The following is a 21,100-nucleotide window of genomic DNA, read 5'->3' on the forward strand; positions in this document are numbered from 1 at the left end:
GCACGGGGGAGTCATCGAGCAACAGTCCGTAGTTCAAGTGGAAATCGACGCTTTATGCCTGGCCGGTTCTCCTCGGTTGGCAGGCGAACGAAAAGAGCACATCGAAATACTCGCGGCGGCGCCCGACGCGCTGCCTCCGATCATCGTCCACCGTCCCACGATGCGGGTCATCGACGGCTTTCACCGGCTGCGCGCGGCCCGGCTGCGCGGGGACACCACCATCGCCGCCCGTTTCTTCGACGGCGACGAATCGGCCGCGTTCGTCCTCGCGGTCCAACTGAACGTCACCCACGGGCTGCCACTCGCGCTCGCCGACCGGCAGCGCGCCGCGGAACGGATCATCGTCTCCCACCCCCACTGGTCCGACCGCAGAGTGGCCACCGTGACCGGCATCGCCCCCGGAACCGTCGGCGAGATCCGCCGCCGGCTGGGCCCCGGTGCCACCGCCCCGGACGAGCGCAGGCTCGGCCAGGACGGCCGGATGCGCCCGCTGGACGGCGCCGCCGGCCGCCTGCGCGCCGGCGAACTGCTCTCCGAGAACCCGGAGTTGTCGCTGCGGCAGGTCGCCCGCGCGGCCGGCATCTCCCCGGAGACCGCACGGGACGTGCGCAACCGCCTGCGCAACGGGGAGGATCCGCTGCCCCGGTCCCGCCGGCGCGACCACGAGGCCGAGCCGGTCCACGACATCACCACGGAGACCGGCGGCGGATCCGACGCCGCCGACGGGACCGGCTCCGGGCCCGTCCCGGTGCCGCCGGGCGAACCCACCGCCCTGCGGCTGGCCCGTCCCGCCACCCGAACCCGCGTGGACGTCGGGCCCGACCGGGTCGTCCTGGTGAAGCGGCTGACCGCCGACCCGGCGCTGCGCTTCTCCGAGACCGGCCGCAGCCTGCTGCGGCTGCTCGCGATCCACGCGGTCCGCGAGGAGGAGTGGGACGCGATCATCGGCAACGTCCCGCCGCACTGCAGCGGCATCGTCGCCGACCTCGCCGTCCAACTCGCCGACATGTGGGCTGACTTCGCGACCCGCGTCCGGCGGGACGTGACGGCATCGGTCGGCTGACCGTCGTAGCGGCAGAACGGACATACCCGTCGCGGCAACGACCGCAGGACCGATCGACGAGCGACTACCCTGGAAGCAAGCTGTCGGGGGAACAGTGAGTCGGGGGGCCAGGTGCCGCACAACCTCCAGGAACGGAACGGGGAAGTCCAACAGCTCCACCAGCTCTACCGGGCGTGTGCCGCGGGCAGCGGCGCGGTCGTCCTCGCCGACGGACCCGTCGGCTGCGGCAAGACCGCGCTGCTGCGCTCGCTCGCCGAGTGGGCCGCCGGACAGGGCGCGCTGTGCGCGTCGGCGACGGCGTCGCCGGCCGAACGGCACGACCGGCTCGGCCTGATCGAACAGTTGATGACCGCACTGCGGGCGGCGGCCCGGTCCGTCGATGTCCGGGCCGCCGACAACTGCGCGGTGATCGCCGCGGCCGCGGCCGCCGGCGGCTACGCCTCCCGCGCGCTGCTGAGGCGCTTCGCACAGGCCGTCACCGGCCTCGCCGAGCGGGCACCGGTCCTGCTCCTCGTCGACGACGTGCACGTCGCCGACGAGGAGTCGCTCGCCTGCCTCCGCTATCTGATGCGCAGGATCGACGCGTCCGCCGTGCTCGTCGTGCTCACCGAGTGCGTCGGCCACGAGCGGGCGCTGGTCTCCTCGCACGCCGAGACCCTCTACCTGCCCCACAGCCACCGGATCCGGCTCGCGCCGCTGTCCGCCACGGGAGTGCGGCGCCGGCTGGCGGACCGGCTGGGCGCCCGCGCGGCGGACCGCGTGGAGGCCGCCGCCTGGCACCTGGCGACGGGCGGCAACCCGCTGCTGGTCGAGGCCCTCGCCGACGACGCGCGGCACGTCCGGACCGGCGCGGCGCCCGCCGCCGGACCGGTCAGCCGGGTGGACGCGACCGTCTGGCACCTGGCGACCGGCGGCAACCCGCTGCTGGTCGACGCCCTCGCCGACGGCACCCGGGACGACCACGCCGGCACCCCGCCGACCCGCCCGGTCCCCGGCCCGGCCTTCCGCCACGCCTATCTGCGCTGCCTGCACCGCGCCGGCCCCGCGGCCCTCGCGGTCGCCCGCGCCACCGCCGTACTCACCGGCCCCGTCACCGATCCCGCCCGCACCGACCCCGCCCTGATCGCCGCCCTCCTCGACGAGGACACAGCGGGCGTCCGGCGCACCGCCGACGACCTGTGCGAGGCCGGGCTGCTCGCGGACGGCACCGGATTCCGCACCGAGGCCGCCCGGTCGGCCGTCCTGGAGGACCTCCGCGCCGACGAACTGGCCGCCCTCCGCGCCCGCGCCGCCGAACTCCTGCACCGGGACGGGGTGCCCGCCCGGGCCGTCGCCGAACAGCTGCTCGCCGCCCGCGGCACCGCACGCTCCCGCTGGCAGGCCGACGTGCTGCGGGCGGCCGGACACGAGGCGCTGACCGCGGGCGACGCCGGGCCCGCCGTCGACTACCTGCGCCGAGCCGCCGAGTTGACCGCCGGCACCCCCTGCGAGGACGAGACGGCCGCCGCCCTCGCCGAGGCCGAGTGGCTCGTCGACCCCGCCGCGGCCGCCCGCCGGCTGCCCCCGCTCGTCCGCGCCGCGCGCACCGGCCGGGTGACCGCCAAGGAGGCCCGCGCGGTCGTCGAACAGCTCCTGTGGAACGGGCAGTTCACCCAGGCCGAGGCGGTGCTGCGCACGGTCGCCGAGCGCGCCCCCGGAGCCCGCGCGGAACTCGCCGTCCTGGACGACTGGCTCCGGCTGGTCCGCCCCGACCCCGACGCCCACATCCGGACCCGCGCCACCCCGATCCCCAGCGCCCTGCTCGCCCGCGCCACCGGACCGGCCGGTGACATCGGACCGGTCGGCGACATCGGGCAGGGCGGCGGCGCAGGGGACGGCGGGGGCGGTGCGGGCGGCGCCGCCGACCGGACGGCCCGGGGGACACTGCGCGGCACCCGCGTCGACGGCCCCCTCCCGGCCACCCTGCTGCTCCTGGCCTGTCTCCTGGAGGACGGCCGGCTGACCGGCGCCGACCGCTGGCCCGAACACCTGCTCGCCGAGCCCGGCCACCGTCATGTCCCGGTCCGGCGGGCCCTGTTGCAGACCGTCGCCGCCTCCACCGCGCTCCGCCGCGGCCAGGCCGACGAAGCCGGACACCTCGCCCGCGCCGGGCTGTTCACGCTCACCGCCGACGCCTGGGGCATCGCGATCGGCGCGCCCCTCGCCACCGCGCTGCTCGCGGCCACCGAGGCCGGCGACACCGCCGCCGCCCGCGCCGCCCTCGACGTGCCCGTCCCCGGCGCGATGTCCGGCACCCCGTTCGCGCTGCCCTACCGCTACGCGCTCGGCCGGTTCGAGGCCGCCCGCGGCCGTACCTCCGAAGCGCTGCGGCACTTCGAACGCTGCCGGGAACTCGCGGTCCGCTGGGGGCTGCACGGCCCGGGCTTCGTGGACTGGCGGCAGCGCGGCGCCGTACGACTGGGCCGCGCGCCGCGCCCGGCCACCACGGCCGCCCGCCCCGCACCGCTCCCCGAACTCACCGAATCGGAACGGCGGGTGGGCGCGCTCGCCGCGGCCGGCCGCACCAACCGGGAGATCGCCGACCTGCTCAGCATCACCGTGAGCACGGTGGAGCAACATCTCACCAAGGTGTACCGGAAACTCAAGGTGCGCCGCCGGGCGGATCTTCCGGAACCTCTCGCGCATTTCTCCGGGGAAGTTCTGCACATGGTCGAAGAAAGCCGCGTCTGACGTCGGACGGCGTTCCCCCGTAAATCTCTGGCCAATGCCCAGCGGCCTCTTCGACATGCCTTCCGGAACCCGTCCAACCGGCCTTCCCGCCTCTTGGACACGTTGTTGGGGCGACCGGAATCATGTGATGCTGACCGGGAAAACGGCGCGACCCACCTGATGATTCCAGGGCCATGGACGCCGTCGATTCTCACCGGGGGAGATGCGTTTCCGTGTCCGCCACCGCATTCCCGAACACCCCGTCCGACGGCCGTGTGCTGAGCAGGGGCGACCTGCACGCCAGCGTCCGTGATCCCGTCCTGGACACCATGACGTTCCTGAACGAGATCACCCACCGCTATCCCGACGCCATCTCGTTCGCGCCGGGCCGGCCCTACGACGGCTTCTTCGACATCGAGCAGGTCTTCGCCCATCTCCGCGGCTATCTCGACCACCTGGCCGCCCTCGGCCGGACCCCCGCCGAGGTGCGCACCGCGCTCTACCAGTACGGCCCCACCGCCGGGCAGATCCGCGGGATCATCGCCGACTCGCTCCGCGCCGACGAGGGCATCGACGTACCGCCGGAGTCGGTCGTCGTCACCGTCGGCGCCCAGGAGGCCATGCTGCTGGTGCTGCGCGCGCTCGTCGCCGGACCCGAGGACGTCGTCCTGGTGGCCAGCCCCTGCTACTCGGGCATCACCGGCGCCGCCCGGCTGCTCGGCGTCACCGTCGTCCCGGTCGACGAGGACGAGAACGGCTTCTCCCTCGCGGAGTTGGAGACGGTGGTCGCGCGGGAACGGGCGGCCGGCCGGCGGCCCCGCGCCCTCTACATCATCCCCGACCACTCCAACCCCTCGGGCAACACGGTGGACCGGGACACCCGCGACCTGCTGCTGGCCGCCGCCGAACGGCACGGCCTGCTGATCGTCGAGGACAGCCCCTACCGCCGGGTCAGCCCCGGCACCCCGCTGCCCACCCTCAAGTCGCTCGACCGGTCCCGTACCGTCGTGCACCTCGGTTCCTACTCCAAGACCGTCTTCCCGGGAGCCCGCGTCGGCTTCGCCGTCGCAGACCAGCAAGTCGTCGGCGAGGACGGGTACACCGGCCTGCTCGCCGACGAACTCACCCGGATCAAGAGCATGGTGACGGTCAACACCTCCTCGCTGAGCCAGGCCGTGGTGGCCGGCGCCCTGCTCGCGGCGGACGGCCGGATCTCCACGCTCAACGCCGGGCCCGCCGCCTACTACGGCGACGCCATGCGGACCACCCTGCACTGCCTCGACGCCCGGCTCCCGGCCGCGCGCCGCGAAGAGCTGGGCGTCCGCTGGAACCGGCCCGCCGGTGGTTTCTTCCTCTCCGTCCAGGTCCCTTTCCGGGCCGACAACGCGGCGCTCGCCCGTTCCGCGGAGAAATTCGGGGTGCTCTGGACCCCCCTCAGCTACTTCTATCCGGACGGCGGCGGAGAGCAGGCACTGAGGCTCTCCACCAGCTATCTGACGAAGACCGAGATCGAGGAAGGCACGGCGCGCCTCGTCGATTTCATCGAGGCACAGACGGCGGCGGACCGGGACCTCGTTCCCGGGCCCGTACACAGCCGGCCGCGCTGAATTTCCCGAACGTTCCCCAGGCACCTCCGAACGTTCCAGAACTTTTCCGAAAGGTGGAATCCGTGCGCGATTTCGGCACGAATCCGCGATCACGTCAAATACCGCGCAGCAAGTCCCGTATGTGGGGGTGGACCTTCCGATGACCATCACGCTCGAGGCAGGCGACGGCGTCGTCACCGCGGCGCACCGGCCGCGCATCACCGGCGTCGGCACCGCGGTGCCCCCGGCCTCGTACTCCCAGCAGGACGTCCTCGACGCCTTCGCGATCAGAGACCCGAAGATCACCTCCGTCTTCCGCAACAGCGCCATCGACCGGCGCCACCTGCAGCTGCCCGAGCCCGGCCCGGACGGCGTGCGCAGCCCCGAGAGCCAGGGCGACCTCCTCGACAAGCACAAGCGGGCGGCCGTCGAGATGGGCGCCGAGGCGCTCCGCGCCTGCCTCAAGCGGGCCGGCGCCGACCTGTCCGACCTGCGCCACCTGTGCTGCGTCACCTCCACCGGCTTCCTCACCCCCGGCATCAGCGCGCTGCTCATCCGCGAACTCGGCATCGACCGGCACTGCTCGCGCAGCGACATCGTCGGCATGGGCTGCAACGCCGGCCTCAACGCCCTGAACCTGGTGTCCGGCTGGTCGGCCGCGCACCCCGGGGAGCTGGCCGTGCTGCTGTGCACGGAGGCCTGCTCCGCCGCCTACGCCATGGACTCCTCCATGCGCACCGCGGTCGTCAACAGCCTCTTCGGCGACGGCGCCGGCGCGATCGCGCTGCTCTCCGGCCCGCGGGAGACGGCGCCCGCCGAGGAGGGCCCGACCCTGCTCAAGTTCGCCAGCTGCATCATCCCCGAGGCGGTCGGCGCGATGCGCTACGACTGGGACCGCGAGCTGGGCCGGTTCAGCTTCTACCTCGACCCGCAGGTGCCGTACGTGGTCGGCGCGCACGCCGAGATCGTCATCGACCGGCTGCTCGCCGGCACCGGGCTGCGCCGCAGCGACATCCGGCACTGGCTGGTGCACTCCGGCGGCAAGAAGGTCATCGACTCGGTCGTCGTCAACCTCGGCCTCACCCGCCACGACCTGCGCCACACGGTCGGCGTGCTGCGGGACTACGGCAATGTGTCCAGCGGTTCGTTCCTCTTCTCCTACGAGCGGCTGCTCGACGAGAAGGCCGCCGAACCCGGCGACTACGGCGTGCTGATGACGATGGGACCGGGATCCACCCTCGAGACGGTACTGGTGCAGTGGTGACGGGAGGCACGGGAGACGTGGGAGACGTGGACGTGACTGTGGACGAAACGCCGGCCCTGACCGTGGACGGCCGTCGGCCGCCGACGGCGGTGGCCGTGAAGGAACTCGCCGCCCTCTGTGACCGGGTGGAGGACGGCGGCCCCGCCGTCGCCGTGCTGCGGGTCAGCGGCGCGCCCGACCCGGACTGGACGGACGGTCTCGACACCGCCCTGGTCACCAAGTGGGAACGCACCCTGCGCCGCTTCGAGCGGCTCCCCGCGGTGACCGTTGCCGTCGCCGCCGGGGACACCGGCGGCACCGCCCTCGACGCCTTCCTCACCGCCGACCTGCGCCTGGCCGTGCCCGGCACCCGGCTGGTGCTGCCCTCCGACGGCGAGGCCACCTGGCCCGGCATGGCCGTCTTCCGCCTGGTCCGCCTCCTCGGCGCCGGCCGCGCCCGCCGCGCCGTCCTCTTCGGCGACCCGATCGACGCCGGACAGGCCCTGACCCTCGGCCTCGCCGACGACCTCACGGACGACCCGGACACCGCCCTGACCGACCTGCTCCTCCGCTACGCCGGCCACGGCGGCAGCGAACTCGCCGTCCGCCGCCAACTCCTCCTCGACGCCGCCACCACCCCCTTCGAAGACGCCCTCGGCTCCCACCTCGCCGCCTGCGACCGCGCCCTGCGCCGCCTCCCCACCGGAGAACCGGCATGACCACCACCCCACGGGACCCTTCCGGGGGACCGGGGCTTCCAGGTCAGGCACCCGCTGCGGACAACGCGGAGAACTCCGGAGCGCCGAAGCTTCAGCCCCAGGGACCTCTCGTGGAGGCCACCGGTCAGCCGAACCCCCAAGTCCCGCAGTCCGCCGACGAGAAGACCGGGGGAACAGCGCGCACCGTCGCGGCGGCCACCGGAGCACCGGACGTTCCGGGCCGGGGGCCTCTCGTAGGGGCCACCGGGCAGCCGAACCCCCAAGTGCCGCAGTCCGCCGACGAGAAGACCGGGGAACCGGCGCGGGCCGTCGCGGCGGCCTCCGGAGCACTGGACGTTCCGGGCCGGGGGCCTCTCGTGGGGGCCACCTGGCAGCCGAATCTCCAAGGCCGGGGGTCCGTTGACGAGAGGACCGGGGGACCGGCGCGGGCCGTCGCGGCGGCCTCCGGAGCACCGGACGTTCCGGGCCGGGGGCCTCTCGTGGGGGCCACCGGGCAGCCGAACCCCCAAGGCCGGCGGTCCGTTGACGAGAGGACCGGGGGACCGGACGTCCAGGGCCGGGCGCCTGCCGTGGGGGCGGGCGGTGCGTCGGAGCTGCCCGGACAGCGGGCCGGCGCCGAGGGGCCTGCGGCGCCGGACCTGAAGGGCCGGCCGCCCGCCGTGGCGGCCGTCGCCGGGGCCGAACCGGCCGGCTGGCGGGACGTCGTGGTGGCGTCCGCCGAGGCCGACCGGGTGTTGGCCGGGCTGGGGCGGCCGGAGGACCGGGGTGTTGCGGCGCGTGAGGTCGCCGAGGTGGTGAAGGACGCGGCCCGTGCGGCGCGGTCGCGGTTTCTCGATGTGCATGCCGATGCCGTGTACGACCGGCTGACCGACGGACGTACCCGGTGGCTCCGGCTCGACGAGCTGGTCGAGGCGGCGGCCGTCGCCTTTCCCGGTCTGGTGCCCGGTGCGGAGCGGATCGCGGAGGAGCGGGCCCGGCCGCAGGCCGACAAGGAGGGGCACGAGATCGACCAGGGCATCCTGCTGCGGGCCGTGCTGCGTTCGCCGGTCGCGGGCCCGCACCTGCTCGACGCGATGCTCCGGCCCACCGCCCGTGCGGTCGCGCTGCTGCCGGAGTTCCGGCGCACGGGCGTGCTGGAGACGGAGTCCGTACGGCTGGAACGCCGGGACGGTGTCGCCCGGCTGACGCTCTGCCGGGGCGACCGGCTCAACGCCGAGGACGAGCAGCAGGTCGACGACATGGAGACCGCCGTCGACCTCGCCCTGCTCGACCCCGGCGTCCGGGTCGGCCTGGTGCGCGGCGGCGAGATGACCCACCCCCGCTACCGGGGCCGGCGGATCTTCAGCGCGGGCATCAACCTCAAGAGCCTCAGCTCCGGCGGCATCCCGCTGGTCGGCTTCCTGCTCCGCCGCGAACTCGGCTACCTCCGCAAACTCGCCCGCGGCCTGTCCCTCGGCGATGCCGCGACCTGGCACACCCGGTATGCCGACAAGCCGTGGCTGGCCGCGGTCGACGGCTTCGCCATCGGCGGCGGCATGCAGATGCTGTTCGTCTTCGACCACGTGGTCGCCGCCTCGGACGCGTACCTCAGCCTGCCCGCCGCCAAGGAGGGCATCGTCCCCGGCGCCGGCAACTTCCGCCTCGGCCGCTTCACCGGGCCCCGGCTCGCCCGGCAGGTCATCCTCGGCGGCCGCCGGATCAGGGCGGCGGAGCCGGCGGCCCGGCTGCTGGTCGACGAGGTCGCCGAGCCCGAGGAGATGGACGCCGCCGTCGAACGCGGACTGGACCGGCTCGACGGCGAGGCCGTGCTCGCCAACCGCCGGATGCTCAACCTCGCCGACGAACCCGAGGACGCGTTCCGCGCCTACATGGCCGAGTTCGCCCTCCAGCAGGCCCTGCGGATCTACGGCGAGGACGTCATCGGCAAGGTCGGCCGCTTCGCGGCGGGAAGCGGGTGACGGATGCCGTACGCACGGATCGACGGCAGGGACCTCGCCTACGAGGAGTACGGCGATGCCGGCGCCCCGGCCGTGGTGCTGGTCGCCGGCACCGGCGCCCCCGGCCGGGTGTGGCGTGCCCACCAGGTGCCGGCGCTGCGCCGGGCCGGCCTCAGGGTCGTCACCTTCGACAACCGGGGGCTCGGCCCGGAGCCGCCCGGCTCCTTCACCCTCGCCGACCTGGCCGCCGACGTCGCCGCGCTGATCGAGCACCTCGGCGCGGCGCCGTGCCGGCTGGCCGGGCACTCGCTGGGCGCGATCATCGTGCAGGAGGTCGTCCTGGCCCGGCCCGAACTCGTCGACCGGGCCGTCCTGCTGGCGGGCGGCGGCCGCACGGACGCGCTGATCGCCGCCGCCTCCGCGGCCGACCTCGCGCTCGCCGACAGCGGGGTCCGGCTCCCGCCCGTGGTCGCGGCCCACCGGCACGCCCTGCAGAACCTCTCGCCCCGCACCCTCGACGACGACGCGCGGCTCACCGACTGGCTGAGCCTGTTCGAGCTCACCCTCCCCGATCCGGCCGCCGTCCGCGCCCAGCTGGGCCTGGAGCTGATCCCGAACCGGCTGGCCGCCTACCGCCGTATCACCCGGCCCTGTCTGGCCGTCGCCTTCGCCGACGACGTGGTGGTCCGTCCCCGCCTCACCCGCGAACTCGCCGACGCCATCCCCGGCTGCCGGTACACCGAGATCCCCGGCTGCGGCCACTTCGGCTATCTGGAGCGGCCCGACGAGGTGAACGCGGAACTCCTCGGCCATCTCGCGGGCACCCGGGTGTGAGGCCGTGCCACGGGACCCGTTACTTTCCGACCAGTCGGTCGGTCGCTCAGGCGGAGGGCTCCGTCAGGGTGCGCTCGCCGCGCCGGAGGATGACCAGGGCCGCCCACGCCATGGCCACCAGCGGGATGACACCCGAGACGATCACCTGGCCCCGGCTGGAGACCAGGCTGTTGGGGGTGCCCAGCAGATAGCCGAGGCCGATGCAGGTGCGCGAGAGCGCCTGGAAGCAGGCCCAGGCGCTGCCGTGCACCTCGGCCGGCACGTGGACGTGCACCGCGTTGCGCAGGCCGACGTTGCAGGCGCCGTTGCCGAACCCGGCCAGCAGGAACAGCGGGAAGATCACCCAGACGACCGGGAGCAGACCGGCGAGGATCAGCCCCAGCGAGATGGCGAGGACCCCGCCGATGATCAGCAGGGTGTGCCGGTTCTCCCAGCCGGGGCGGCCCGCGAGCAGCGCACCGGGGATGGACCCCAGGGCCCAGGTGGCCAGGAAGAGACCGAAGACGGTGTCGTTGCCGTCGGCGACGCCCCGCAGATAGAAGACGCCCGCGACGCTCTCGATGCTGGTGGCCAGCATCGCCGCCGCCAGCGCCGGCATCAGCGCGCCCACGACCGGCGCGTCCCTGAGCGCCCGGTAGCCGTCCGCGAGCCGGGTCGTGGGACGGCGGCCGATCGCCACGTCCACGGTGCTCGGCACCGCCAGCATGGTGCAGCCCGCGAGGACGAGGAAGGAGACCGCGTCGGCGGCGAGCAGCACGCCGGTGCCCCACTGCGAGTTGAGGAAGCCGGCCAGCGGCGGCCCGAGCAGCCCGGCCACCGACATGCCCGCCGTGAGCAGGCTGTTCGCCCGCCCGGTGTGGCTCTCGCCGGCGGCGACGGGCAGCATCTTGAACCCGGCGGCCACCGAGGCCACTCCGGCCAGGGCCGCCAGCGCGATCAGCGCCACCCGCACATGGAACCCGCCGACCGCGGTGGCCGCGCCGAGGGACAGCGCCTGGAGCAGCAGGGCCCACAGGCACACCACGCGGGCGCTGAACCGGTCCACCACCGAACCGATCAGCGGTGCCGCGACCACCGTGGGGACGAGCTGGGCCAGCATCACCTCGGTCACCCCGAAGCGGATGTCGTGGTCCGCCGCGTGCAGCACCAGCCCCAGGGAGGCGAGGGTGTCGCCGAGACTGGAGAACAGCGTTCCCGCGATGAGGATCTGCGCGGCGACCGGCATGGCGGTGCCCCGGCGCAGTGCGGCGAACGGCGCTCTCCGCGTCTTTTGCGTGTCCAATCCTGTCCAATCCGTCCGCTTGCCGGGCCCATTCGACCTGCTCGCGCATCAGATTAGGCCTGCTCGTGAAGTACTAGAGCGTTCACCGGCCACCGGGAGGAACCGCTTCCTGTCCTTTGCGCGCCCCGCCGGAACCCCGGGCGGGATCTCAATTTCTCAGCCACGCCGAGTGCTTCACCGAAAATCCACACATGTTCCACACCAACTCCGGCCGGGCCGTTAGCGGAAGGGCCGCTTCGCACGTCACCCCGGGAAGATGTGCATCCGGGGCGTTCCGGGCGTCCTTTCCCGGACCTGCCCCGCCGGTGCGGATGTTGGACGCACGGATGTCCCGCTGGGAACCGTAAAGCGTGTTTTTCGGCCAATCGCTGGAGTTGCGGCGGTCTCGGCCGGCGAACCGCTCCGCCCGGGCGTGCCGGTCCGGAATGAACCTTCCGGGCCGATGGGGTTATCGGTGCCGGCCGGATGAATGACCGGAAAAGGTCGGGACAACGGCTCGTCCCATTCCCCGAAGGGCGGAGAAAAGGGAACGAACCGGTATCTCCGGGAAGTTCGGCCGCCCCGCCCGGCCGAAAACCAAGTGCCCAGCTCCGCGCCCCTGCCTACACTCACCGAGTATCACGCACCGTAGCCGCAGAACGCGGCCACCGTGCTTTGCCGTGACGGGTTCGACGAATGAGAGGGAGAGGGCCATGCGTGACCGCACCGCTGCCGTCTCTCCCCGTTCCCGCTACGAGGTGATCCTCGTGTCCTCGTTCCCCCGGTGCCCGCCGCGCGGCCGGCACCGGACTCCGTGACATGCGACCGATCTGAGCAACCACCGGCATATACCTAAGTTTTGACGTGCCGTCAGTCATGGCTCGGCGACTTCGCCGCACGGGAAATTGCGCTGCCCCTTCCGGGAGTCATTCCGGGACCCCGCATTCGAAAGGCACCGGGCCATGCGCACCGAACTCCGCCCGAACTCCGTCAACCCCCTTGCCGTCGTTCGCAATCTGGGCATCCTCGCCCACGTCGACGCCGGAAAGACCACCGTCACCGAACGCATCCTCTTCGCCACCGGCACCATCCACAAACGCGGCGAGGTCCACGACGGCACCACCGTCACCGATTTCGACCCCCAGGAACGCGACCGCGGCATCACCATCTTCGCCGCGGCCGTCAGCTGCGCCTGGAACGGCCACCGCGTCAACCTCATCGACACCCCCGGCCATGTCGACTTCGCCGACGAGGTCGAACGCTCGCTGCGCGTCCTCGACGGCGCGGTCGCCGTCTTCGACGCGGTCGCCGGCGTGGAGCCGCAGAGCGAGTCGGTGTGGCGGCAGGCCGACCGGCACGGCGTCCCCAGGATCGCCTTCGTCAACAAGCTGGACCGCGCGGGCGCCGACCTCGACCGTGCCGTCGAGTCGATCCGCGCCCGGCTGCACCCGGCCCCGCTCGTCGTCCAGCTGCCCATCGGCACCGAGGACGGCTTCACGGGCGTGGTCGACCTCGTCCGCATGCGGGCGCTGGTCTGGGCGGGCGACGGCGGTACGGCGACGGAGGGGCCCGTCCCCGAGGAGTTGCGGGAGACGGCGGCCCGGCGGCGCCGCGCGCTGGAGGAGACGGTGGCCGAACTGCACCCGGCCGCGCTGGAGGAGTTCTGCGCGCCTCCCGGCCGGCTGTCCACCGGCACACTGGTCACCGCCCTGCGCGAGCTCACCCTGAGCGGCGAGGGTGTCGTCGTGCTGTGCGGCTCGGCCTACCGCAACCGGGGTGTCGAACCGCTCCTGGACGCGGTCGTGGCCTATCTGCCCTCACCGCTAGACGTCCCGGCGGTCCGCGGCACCCACCGGGGTGCCGGGCGGGAACGGCCCGCCGACCCCGAAGCGCCGTTCGCGGCGCTCGCGTTCAAGGTGACCGCGACCGCCACCGGACGCCTCACCCATGTCCGCGTCTACTCCGGCACGATCGAGAAGGGAGACACCGTGCTGGACCCGGCCACCCGCCGCACCGAACGCGTCGCCCGCATCCTCCGCGTCATGGCCGACCGGCACCAGCCCCTCGACCGGGCGGTGGCCGGTGACATCGTCGCCGTCGTGGGCCTGCGGTCGGCCCGGCCGGGCGCCACCCTGTGCGACCCGGACGCCCCGCTGCTGCTGGAACCGCCCGGCACCGCGGAACCGGTGGTCTCGGTCGCCGTCGAGGCCCGCCGCCGTACCGACACCGGCCGGCTGGCCCAGGCGCTGGCCCGGCTCGCCGAGGAGGACCCCTCCCTGGTGGTGCGCAGCGACGTCGAGACCGGGCAGACCGTGCTGTCCGGGATGGGCGAACTCCACCTGGAGGTCGCGGTGGAGAAGATCCGCCGCGACGGCGGTCCCGAGGTCACCGTCGGCCGGCCGCGCGTGGCCCACCGGGAGACGGTGTCCCGCGGGGTCACAGGACTGGTGTACCGGCACGTCCACCAGACCGGCGGGGCCGGGCAGTTCGCCCATGTCGTCCTGGACGTCGAGCCCCTCGGGCCCGAGGGCGGCTTCGCGTTTCGGTCGACGGTCACCGGCGGCCGGGTGCCGCAGGAGTACGTCCGCGCGGTCGAGGCCGGCTGCCGGGACGCGCTCGCCGAGGGCCCCCTCGGCGGGCACCCGGTGACCGGGCTGCGGGTCACCCTCACCGACGGGTCGACGCATGTGAAGGACTCCTCCGACACGGCGTTCCGCACGGCGGGCCGGCTCGGCCTGAGGGAGGCCCTGCGGGCCTGCGCGATGGTGCTCCTGGAGCCGGTCGCCGAGGTCACGGTCACCGTGCCCGAGGACGCGGTGGGCGGCGTCCTCGGCGATCTGGCCGTCCGGCGCGGCCGGGTCACCGGCTCGGAGACCCGGGCCGGGGCGGCGGTCCTGACGGCCACCGTGCCGCTCGCCGAACTGTTCGGCTACGCGACCCGGCTGCGCGGCCGCACCCGGGGCCGCGGCACCTTCACCACCCGCCCGACCGGCTACGCACCGGCACCGGCACCGGCCGAGACGCCCGTCCGGTGAGGTGACCGCGGGGTGAGGTGACCCCAGGTGGGGGTCGGGGGCAAGCCCCCCGACCCCCACCGCCGCGGGCAACGACCCGTCGAAACACAACCGTTGTGGAACGGCGGCCGCCCCCTCTCCGGCCAGGTCGCGCGGCTTCGGCCCAGGTCACACAGGCGGCCGCGGGCGCGCATCCGTCCCGGAACCGGCCGCTCCCCGGCCTGCCTGCGCGGATACCCGTGCCGGATCCCTTGACGAGCCCGCCTTCCGAGGATTAACTCACGTCCTAAATTAAGCCATGAGGGGCTTCGGGAGCCGAACGCGCGAAGCCCTCTCGGGGTTCTCGACTCCCGGAAAGGCACAGCTGGAGCCATGCGCAGCATCCGAGCCGCGGCCGTAGGCGCCGTCACCATGTCTCTCGCCCTCGCGGCCACGGCCTGCGGTGGCGGTTCGTCCACCGGCGGCGGGTCCGACGACTCCCCGAAGACGCTCACCTACTGGGCCTCCAACCAGGGTGCCAGCATCGAGGTCGACAAGAAGGTCCTCCAGCCCGAGCTCGACAAGTTCCAGAAGCAGACCGGCATCAAGGTCAAGCTGGAGGTCGTGCCCTGGTCCGATCTGCTCAACCGGATCCTGACCGCGACCACTTCCGGCCAGGGCCCCGACGTGCTGAACATCGGCAACACCTGGAGCGCCTCGCTGCAGGCGACCGGCGCGCTGCTGCCCTGGGACGCCAAGAACTTCGGCAAGATCGGCGGCAAGGACCGCTTCGTCGACTCGGCGCTCGGCTCCACCGGCGCCGAGGGCAAGGACCCGGCGGCCGTACCGCTGTACTCGATGGCGTACGCGCTCTACTACAACAAGAAGATCTTCGCCGACGCCGGCATCTCCCAGCCCCCGGCCACCTGGGACGAGCTGATCGCCGACGGCAAGAAGATCTCGGCGAAGGGCAGGTCGGTGCTCGGCGCCGAGGGCGGCAACGTCTCGGAGAACATCCACCACACCTTCGTCTTCGCCAAGCAGCACGGCGGCGACTTCTTCACCGCCGACGGCAAGCCGGACTTCACCAACGACAAGGTCGTGGCCGGGGTCAAGCAGTACGTCGACCTGATGGCCAAGGACAAGGCCATCCCGACCGGTGACGCCGAGTACGCGCAGAACCAGTCGGTCAGCGACTTCGCCAAGGGCAAGCAGGCCATGCTGCTGTGGCAGTCGGCCTCCGCCAACCTCAAGTCGCAGGGCATGAGCGACAGCGACTACGGCATCGCGCCCGTGCCCGTGCAGTCCGGCACCCCCGGCACCGGCGCCCAGGTCAACTCGATGGTCGCCGGCATCAACCTGGCGGTCTTCAAGAACACCAAGAACCTCGACGGCGCGACCAAGTTCGTGAAGTTCATGACCAGCGACGACGAGCAGAAGATCCTCAACACCGCCTACAGCTCCATCCCGCCGGTCAAGGCGGCCCAGGAGGACGCGGCCTTCAACACCCCGGCCAACTCCGTCCTGAAGAACACCCTCGCCACCAGCGCCGCGGCCCTGCCCCAGGTGGCGGCGGAATCGCAGTTCGAGACCACCGTCGGAACGGCCGTGAAGAACCTGTTCGCCGACGCCGCCGCCGGCCGCGCCATCACCACCGACTCCGTGAAGGCAGAACTGGAGAAGGCCCAGCAGCAGATGCCGGCGGCCTGAACACGATGACGACCACCACCACCGCCGTGCACGAACCGGCGCGGGTGAACTCCCCCGGGGCGGCGGGCGGCTCGGGCCGCCGCCCCGGGCGGATCCGCCGCATCGGACTGCCCTACCTGCTCCTGCTGCCCGCCCTGCTCCTCGAACTCCTCGTCCATCTCGTCCCGATGGTCATCGGCGTCGTGATGAGCTTCAAGGAGCTCACCCAGTTCTACATCCGCGACTGGACCACCGCCCCGTGGGCCGGATTCGACAACTACAAGCTGTCGGTCGAGTTCAACGCCCCCATCGGCAAAGCCCTGTTGCACTCGTTCACCGTCACCGTCGGCTTCACCCTCCTCTCCGTCGGCCTGTGCTGGCTGATCGGCACCGCCGCCGCGGTCTTCATGCAGGACACCTTCAGGGGCCGCGGCCTGCTGCGCGCCCTGTTCCTGGTGCCGTACGCGCTGCCGGTCTACGCGGCCGTCATCACCTGGGTGTTCATGTTCCAGCACGACAACGGCCTGGTGAACCACGTCCTGCACGACCAGCTGCACCTCACCGACAAGCCGTCCTTCTGGCTGATCGGCGACAACAGCTTCTGGGCGCTGCTCATCGTGTCGGTGTGGAAGGGCTGGCCGTTCGCCTTCCTGATCGTGATGGCCGGACTCCAGAACATCCCGAAGGAGTTGTACGAGGCGGCCGCCCTGGACGGCGCGGGAATGTGGCAGCAGATCCGCCGCATCACGCTCCCGTCCCTGCGCCCGGTCAACCAGGTGCTGGTCCTGGTGCTGTTCCTCTGGACGTTCAACGACTTCAACACGCCGTACGTGCTGTTCGGCAAGTCCGCCCCGGAGGCCGCCGACCTCATCTCGGTCCACATCTACCAGGCCTCCTTCGTCACCTGGAACTTCGGCACCGGCTCGGCCATGTCCGTGCTCCTGCTGCTCTTCCTGCTGGTGGTGACCGGCGGGTACCTGGTGTTCACCTCGCGCGGACGGAGGACCTCGGATGTCTAGCTCGCCCATGGCCCCGCCGCGTTCCTTCCTCTGGTCCCGGCGGATCTTCCTCACGCTGCTCACCGGGTTCGTGCTGATCCCCGTGTACGTGATGATCTCCAGCTCCCTGAAGCCCCTCGCGGACGTCACCGGCAAGTTCCGCTGGCTGCCCAGCGGGCTGACCGTCCGCCCGTACATCGACATCTGGTCGACGGTCCCGCTGGCCAAGTACTTCGTGAACTCGCTGATCGTGTCGGTCGCGGCGACCGTCTGCTCGGTCGTGGTGGCGGTGTTCGCCGCCTACGCGGTCAGCCGGTACGAGTTCCGCGGCAAGCGCGTCTTCACGGTCACCGTGCTGTCCACCCAGATGTTCCCGGGCATCCTCTTCCTGCTCCCGCTGTTCCTCCTGTACGTCAACATCGGCAACGCCACCGGCATCGCCCTGTTCGGCTCCCGGGGCGGCCTGATCCTCACCTATCTGACGTTCTCGCTGCCCTTCTCGATCTGGATGCTGATCGGGTACTTCGACTCGGTCCCGCGCGACCTGGACGAGGCCGCGCTGGTGGACGGCTGCGGACCGCTCGGCGCGCTCTTCCGGATCGTGGTCCCGGCCGCGATCCCCGGCATCGTCGCGGTCGCCGTCTACGCCTTCATGACCGCCTGGGGCGAGGTCCTCTTCGCCTCCGTCATGACCAACGACACCACCCGCACCCTCGCCGTCGGTCTCCAGGGCTACTCCACGCTCAACGACGTGTACTGGAACCAGATCATGGCCGCCTCGCTCGTGGTGAGCGTCCCCGTCGTGGCCGGCTTCCTGCTGCTCCAGCGCTACCTCGTCGCCGGGCTGACCGCCGGCGCCGTCAAGTGAACCCACCCGGTTCCGAAAGGACTTACGTGACCATCGACCTCGCCGCCCTCCCGCACGACTTCCTGTGGGGCACGGCAACCGCGGCGTACCAGATCGAGGGGGCCGTCGCCGAGGACGGCCGCGCACCCTCCATCTGGGACACCTTCTCGCACACCCCGGGGAAGATCGCGGGCGACGACAACGGCGACGTCGCCTGCGACCACTACCACCGCTGGCGCGAGGACATCGGTCTGATGCGGCAACTCGGCACCAACGCCTACCGGCTGTCGGTCGCCTGGCCCCGGGTGCGGCCCGCCGGTGACGGCCCGGTCAACGCCAAGGGCCTGGACTTCTACGACGGGTTGATCGACGCCCTGCTGGCGGCCGGCATCACCCCCTCCGTCACCCTCTACCACTGGGACCTGCCGCAGGCGCTCCAGGACCGGGGCGGCTGGCCCGAGCGGGCGACCGCCGAGCATTTCGCCGCGTACGCCTCCGTCGTCGCCGAACGCCTCGGCGACCGTGTCCACCACTGGACCACCCTCAACGAGCCCTCCTGCTCGGCCTGGATCGGCCACCTGGAGGGCACGATGGCCCCCGGCCGGACCGACCTCACGGCAGCCGTCCGCGCCTCGTACCACCTGCTGCTCGGCCACGGCCTGGCCGCGCAGGCGATCCGCGCCGCCGCGCCCGGCGCCCAGGTCGGCATCGTCAACAACCTCTCCACCGTGTTCGCCGCCTCCGACCGGCCCGAGGACGCGGCCGCCGTCCGCCGCCACGACGGACACGTCAACCGCTGGTGGCTGGACCCGGTGCACGGCCGCGGCTTCCCGGCCGACATGGTCGAGACGTACGGCGTCGAACTCCCCGAGCGCCCCGGCGACCTGGAGACCATCGCCACCCCGCTGGACTGGCTGGGCCTGAACTACTACTTCCCGGCCTACATCGAGAACGACCCGAACGGCCCGGCGCCCTACGCCCGTTCGGTCCGCCGCCCGGACGTCCCGCGCACCGGCATGGACTGGGAGATCGACGCGAGCGGCATCGAGACGCTGCTGCTGCGCCTCACCGACGAGTACGGGGCCCGCAAGCTCTACGTCACGGAGAACGGCTCCGCCTACCCGGACGTGGTCCGCCCCGACGGCACGGTCGACGACCCCGAGCGCCAGGAGTACCTGGCCGCCCACCTCGCCGCCTGCGCCTCGGCGGCCCGCAAGGGCGCCCCGCTGGCCGGCTACTTCGCCTGGTCGCTGCTGGACAACTTCGAGTGGGCGTACGGCTACGACAAGCGCTTCGGCCTGGTCCACGTCGACTACGACACCCAGGTCCGCACGATCAAGGGCAGTGGCCACCGCTACGCGGACATCATCCGCGCCCACCGGGGTCAGTCCCGCAGGTCCTCGACCAGTACCTGGACCCGGTCCGGCTCTCCCGGTGCGTACGCTGCGTCAGCGTACGAGGGCAATCCGTAGACGGTACGTGGATCTTTCCGTCACTCTGGGTGAGTTGATCGCGGGGAGCGGAGCGCGCACGTACCTGGAGGTGGCCGCGTGATGGCGAACGGTGTGGAAGAGAGTGACGGCGACGATCCGACGGGCTGTGAGGTGGAGCGGGAGCCCGACCCCTCGGACAGCCTGCGGACCTTCGGGGCCGTCGTCCAGGCGCTGCGGGAGCATGCCGGGTACGGCAGGGCGGACTTCGGCGAGCTGGTGCGGTTCTCCAAGCACACCGTCGCGTCCGTGGAGTTGGGGAGGCGGATGCCGGACCGGGCGTTCGTGGAGCGGGCCGAGGAGGCGCTGGGGAACACCGGGGCGTTACGGAAGGCGGCCCAGTTCCTGACGCGCGGGGAGCGGGGGCTGGCGGTCTGGTTCCGGCAGTGGGCCCGGCTGGAGCGGATCGCGGTGATCCTGTGCACGTACGAGTGCAGGCTGGTGCCGGGGCTGCTGCAGTCGGACCGCTACGCGCGGGCCGTGTTCGACGGCACCATCCCGGTGGTCACGGACGAGGGGCTGGAGAACCTGCTCGACGTACGGATGAAGCGGCAGCGGATGCTGTACGAGCGGCCGACGGTGCCGTTCAGCTTCATCGTCGAGGAGCACGTGTTCCGGCGGCGGTTCGGGGACGCGGAGCAGATGCGCGAGATGTACGACCATGTGCTGGAGCGGGCCGCCCTGCGCAACGTGACGCTTCAGATCGTGCCGTTGGAGGCGGGGCTGCACGCGTGTCTGGACGGGCCGGTCCGGCTTCTGGAGACACCCGAGGGACGGCGGTTCGCGTACTCGGAAGGGCAGCAGAACGGGCGGCTGATCAGTGACGTGAAAGAGGTGAGCCTGCTCCAGCGGCGCTATGACACACTGCGCTCGCAGGCCCTCAACCCCAAAGAATCGCAGGGCTTGTTGGAGCGACTGCGAGGAGAACTATGAGCACGACGGAACTCGCCTGGTTCAAGTCGAGCTACAGCGGAAGCCAGGGGGACGACTGCGTCGAGGTCGCTGTCACCGGACAGGCCGTCCGCATACGGGACTCCAAGGACGTGTCCCGACCGCACTTCGCCGTGGGCCGGGACGGTTGGACGGAGTTCGTGACGTTCGTGGCCGAGGCCTGATCCCCGGGGCGCCCCGGAGGACCGTCACGCGTTAATGCATATGATGTGCAAGTGCGTGACTACAGCATCAGGGCGGCTGCCCCCGACGACCTCGACGGCGCCCGGGCCGTCATGCTCGACACCGTCTACCGGGATTTCGGTACGGGGTACGTGCCGCGCTGGCACGGGGACATGGTCGACCCCGGCGCGGCCTATCTCGCCTCCCGTCGGCACACCCTGCTGGTCGCCGTCGACGCGGGCGGGCAGGTCGTCGGGACCGGGGCGCTCGACTCGCGGGGGCCCGCCCATCCGCCCAACCCCCGGGAGCTGGCCGAGCGGTACCCCTCGGGGGAGACCGCCCAGGTGCGGCGGCTGTATGTGCGGCCGGAGTTCCGTCGGCGGGGGATCGCCCGGCGACTGGTGGCCGCGCTGGTCGACTTCGCCGTCGCGGACGGCGGGTACCGGGCCGTGTACCTGCACACCGACCCCGCCGTGCCCGGCGCCGAGGCGTTCTGGCGGTCGCTCGGGAAGGTCGTGCTGGACGAGCGCGAGGAGCCGGACGGGGGGCAGGGGATCGTTCACTTCGAGCTTCCGCTGGAGCGGGTGACGACCCGGGCTCGGGCTTGATGAAAATGAT

Annotated in this window: 16 protein-coding genes; 15 read left to right on the forward strand and 1 reads right to left on the reverse strand. The window is 72.4% G+C overall.

Features of this window, described 5'->3' with window-relative positions; all coding sequences use genetic code 11:
- The first annotated feature begins 37 nt into the window (after positions 1-37).
- The 7 genes from ACGFZS_RS25050 (at position 38) to ACGFZS_RS25080 (ending at position 10,091) form a co-directional block, all read left to right on the forward strand.
- Complete coding sequence (locus tag ACGFZS_RS25050; protein ID WP_393797366.1) at positions 38-1,063, forward strand: ParB N-terminal domain-containing protein; 1,026 nt, start codon at positions 38-40, stop codon at positions 1,061-1,063.
- A 111-nt stretch (positions 1,064-1,174) separates the two neighbouring features.
- Positions 1,175-3,793: an AAA family ATPase gene (locus ACGFZS_RS25055; RefSeq protein ID WP_393797028.1), complete on the forward strand. Its 2,619-nt coding sequence runs from the start codon at positions 1,175-1,177 to the stop codon at positions 3,791-3,793.
- A gap of 212 nt (positions 3,794-4,005) precedes the next feature.
- Positions 4,006-5,379 carry a PLP-dependent aminotransferase family protein gene (locus ACGFZS_RS25060; protein WP_393797029.1) on the forward strand — a complete coding sequence of 458 codons (1,374 nt, stop codon included), beginning with the start codon at positions 4,006-4,008 and terminating at the stop codon, positions 5,377-5,379.
- Positions 5,380-5,518: 139 nt separating this feature from the next.
- Entirely contained in the window at positions 5,519-6,622 is a 1,104-nt protein-coding gene (gene dpgA / locus ACGFZS_RS25065) for a 3,5-dihydroxyphenylacetyl-CoA synthase DpgA (RefSeq protein ID WP_393797030.1), read from the forward strand.
- Positions 6,623-6,654: 32 nt separating this feature from the next.
- Positions 6,655-7,320, forward strand: coding sequence for an enoyl-CoA-hydratase DpgB (gene dpgB, locus ACGFZS_RS25070; RefSeq protein WP_393797031.1), 666 nt, complete (start codon positions 6,655-6,657; stop codon positions 7,318-7,320).
- A gap of 638 nt (positions 7,321-7,958) precedes the next feature.
- Positions 7,959-9,278, forward strand: coding sequence for a (3,5-dihydroxyphenyl)acetyl-CoA 1,2-dioxygenase DpgC (dpgC, locus tag ACGFZS_RS25075; protein ID WP_393797367.1), 1,320 nt, complete (start codon positions 7,959-7,961; stop codon positions 9,276-9,278).
- Between the two features lie 3 nt (positions 9,279-9,281).
- The gene (locus tag ACGFZS_RS25080) at positions 9,282-10,091 is read left to right on the forward strand and encodes an alpha/beta fold hydrolase (protein ID WP_393797032.1); all 810 of its coding nucleotides are present in this window, start codon (positions 9,282-9,284) and stop codon (positions 10,089-10,091) included.
- A gap of 46 nt (positions 10,092-10,137) precedes the next feature.
- Here the strand turns inward: ACGFZS_RS25080 and ACGFZS_RS25085 are convergent, their stop codons facing one another.
- Positions 10,138-11,373, reverse strand: a complete 1,236-nt coding sequence (locus ACGFZS_RS25085) for an MFS transporter (RefSeq protein ID WP_393797033.1) — start codon at positions 11,371-11,373, stop codon at positions 10,138-10,140.
- A gap of 941 nt (positions 11,374-12,314) precedes the next feature.
- Here ACGFZS_RS25085 and fusA point away from each other — a divergent pair.
- The 8 genes from fusA (at position 12,315) to ACGFZS_RS25125 (ending at position 21,090) form a co-directional block, all read left to right on the forward strand.
- Positions 12,315-14,387 (forward strand): elongation factor G, encoded by a 2,073-nt coding sequence (fusA, locus tag ACGFZS_RS25090; RefSeq protein ID WP_393797034.1) that lies wholly within the window; start codon positions 12,315-12,317, stop codon positions 14,385-14,387.
- A gap of 351 nt (positions 14,388-14,738) precedes the next feature.
- Positions 14,739-16,055 (forward strand): ABC transporter substrate-binding protein, encoded by a 1,317-nt coding sequence (locus ACGFZS_RS25095; RefSeq protein WP_393797035.1) that lies wholly within the window; start codon positions 14,739-14,741, stop codon positions 16,053-16,055.
- Positions 16,056-16,060: 5 nt separating this feature from the next.
- Positions 16,061-17,053, forward strand: a complete 993-nt coding sequence (locus ACGFZS_RS25100) for a carbohydrate ABC transporter permease (RefSeq protein WP_393797036.1) — start codon at positions 16,061-16,063, stop codon at positions 17,051-17,053.
- Between the two features lie 7 nt (positions 17,054-17,060).
- The gene (locus ACGFZS_RS25105) at positions 17,061-17,900 is read left to right on the forward strand and encodes a carbohydrate ABC transporter permease (RefSeq protein WP_365688198.1); all 840 of its coding nucleotides are present in this window, start codon (positions 17,061-17,063) and stop codon (positions 17,898-17,900) included.
- A gap of 26 nt (positions 17,901-17,926) precedes the next feature.
- A complete protein-coding gene (locus ACGFZS_RS25110; RefSeq protein ID WP_393797037.1) occupies positions 17,927-19,351 on the forward strand; it encodes a GH1 family beta-glucosidase in 1,425 nt (474 codons plus the stop codon).
- A gap of 81 nt (positions 19,352-19,432) precedes the next feature.
- Positions 19,433-20,302 carry a helix-turn-helix domain-containing protein gene (locus tag ACGFZS_RS25115; RefSeq protein WP_393797038.1) on the forward strand — a complete coding sequence of 290 codons (870 nt, stop codon included), beginning with the start codon at positions 19,433-19,435 and terminating at the stop codon, positions 20,300-20,302.
- Positions 20,299-20,484 carry a DUF397 domain-containing protein gene (locus tag ACGFZS_RS25120; RefSeq protein WP_393797039.1) on the forward strand — a complete coding sequence of 62 codons (186 nt, stop codon included), beginning with the start codon at positions 20,299-20,301 and terminating at the stop codon, positions 20,482-20,484. The genes ACGFZS_RS25115 and ACGFZS_RS25120 overlap by 4 nt, the downstream gene beginning before the upstream one ends.
- Positions 20,485-20,535: 51 nt before the next feature.
- Positions 20,536-21,090, forward strand: coding sequence for a GNAT family N-acetyltransferase (locus tag ACGFZS_RS25125; RefSeq protein WP_393797040.1), 555 nt, complete (start codon positions 20,536-20,538; stop codon positions 21,088-21,090).
- The last annotated feature ends 10 nt before the right edge of the window (positions 21,091-21,100 follow it).

This window comes from Streptomyces sp. NPDC048288 (genome assembly GCF_043201555.1).
Classification (GTDB): Bacteria; Actinomycetota; Actinomycetes; order Streptomycetales; family Streptomycetaceae; genus Streptomyces.

What these genes read in the sequence shown, in the direction of transcription:
- dpgA (WP_393797030.1), top strand. Translation starts at nt 5,519, where the DNA reads ATGACCATCACGCTCGAGGCAGGCGACGGCGTCGTCACCGCGGCGCAC.
- ACGFZS_RS25080 (WP_393797032.1), top strand. Translation starts at nt 9,282, where the DNA reads ATGCCGTACGCACGGATCGACGGCAGGGACCTCGCCTACGAGGAGTAC.
- fusA (WP_393797034.1), top strand. Translation starts at nt 12,315, where the DNA reads ATGCGCACCGAACTCCGCCCGAACTCCGTCAACCCCCTTGCCGTCGTT.
- ACGFZS_RS25095 (WP_393797035.1), top strand. Translation starts at nt 14,739, where the DNA reads ATGCGCAGCATCCGAGCCGCGGCCGTAGGCGCCGTCACCATGTCTCTC.
- ACGFZS_RS25100 (WP_393797036.1), top strand. Translation starts at nt 16,061, where the DNA reads ATGACGACCACCACCACCGCCGTGCACGAACCGGCGCGGGTGAACTCC.
- ACGFZS_RS25105 (WP_365688198.1), top strand. Translation starts at nt 17,061, where the DNA reads ATGGCCCCGCCGCGTTCCTTCCTCTGGTCCCGGCGGATCTTCCTCACG.
- ACGFZS_RS25115 (WP_393797038.1), top strand. Translation starts at nt 19,433, where the DNA reads ATGGCGAACGGTGTGGAAGAGAGTGACGGCGACGATCCGACGGGCTGT.
- ACGFZS_RS25120 (WP_393797039.1), top strand. Translation starts at nt 20,299, where the DNA reads ATGAGCACGACGGAACTCGCCTGGTTCAAGTCGAGCTACAGCGGAAGC.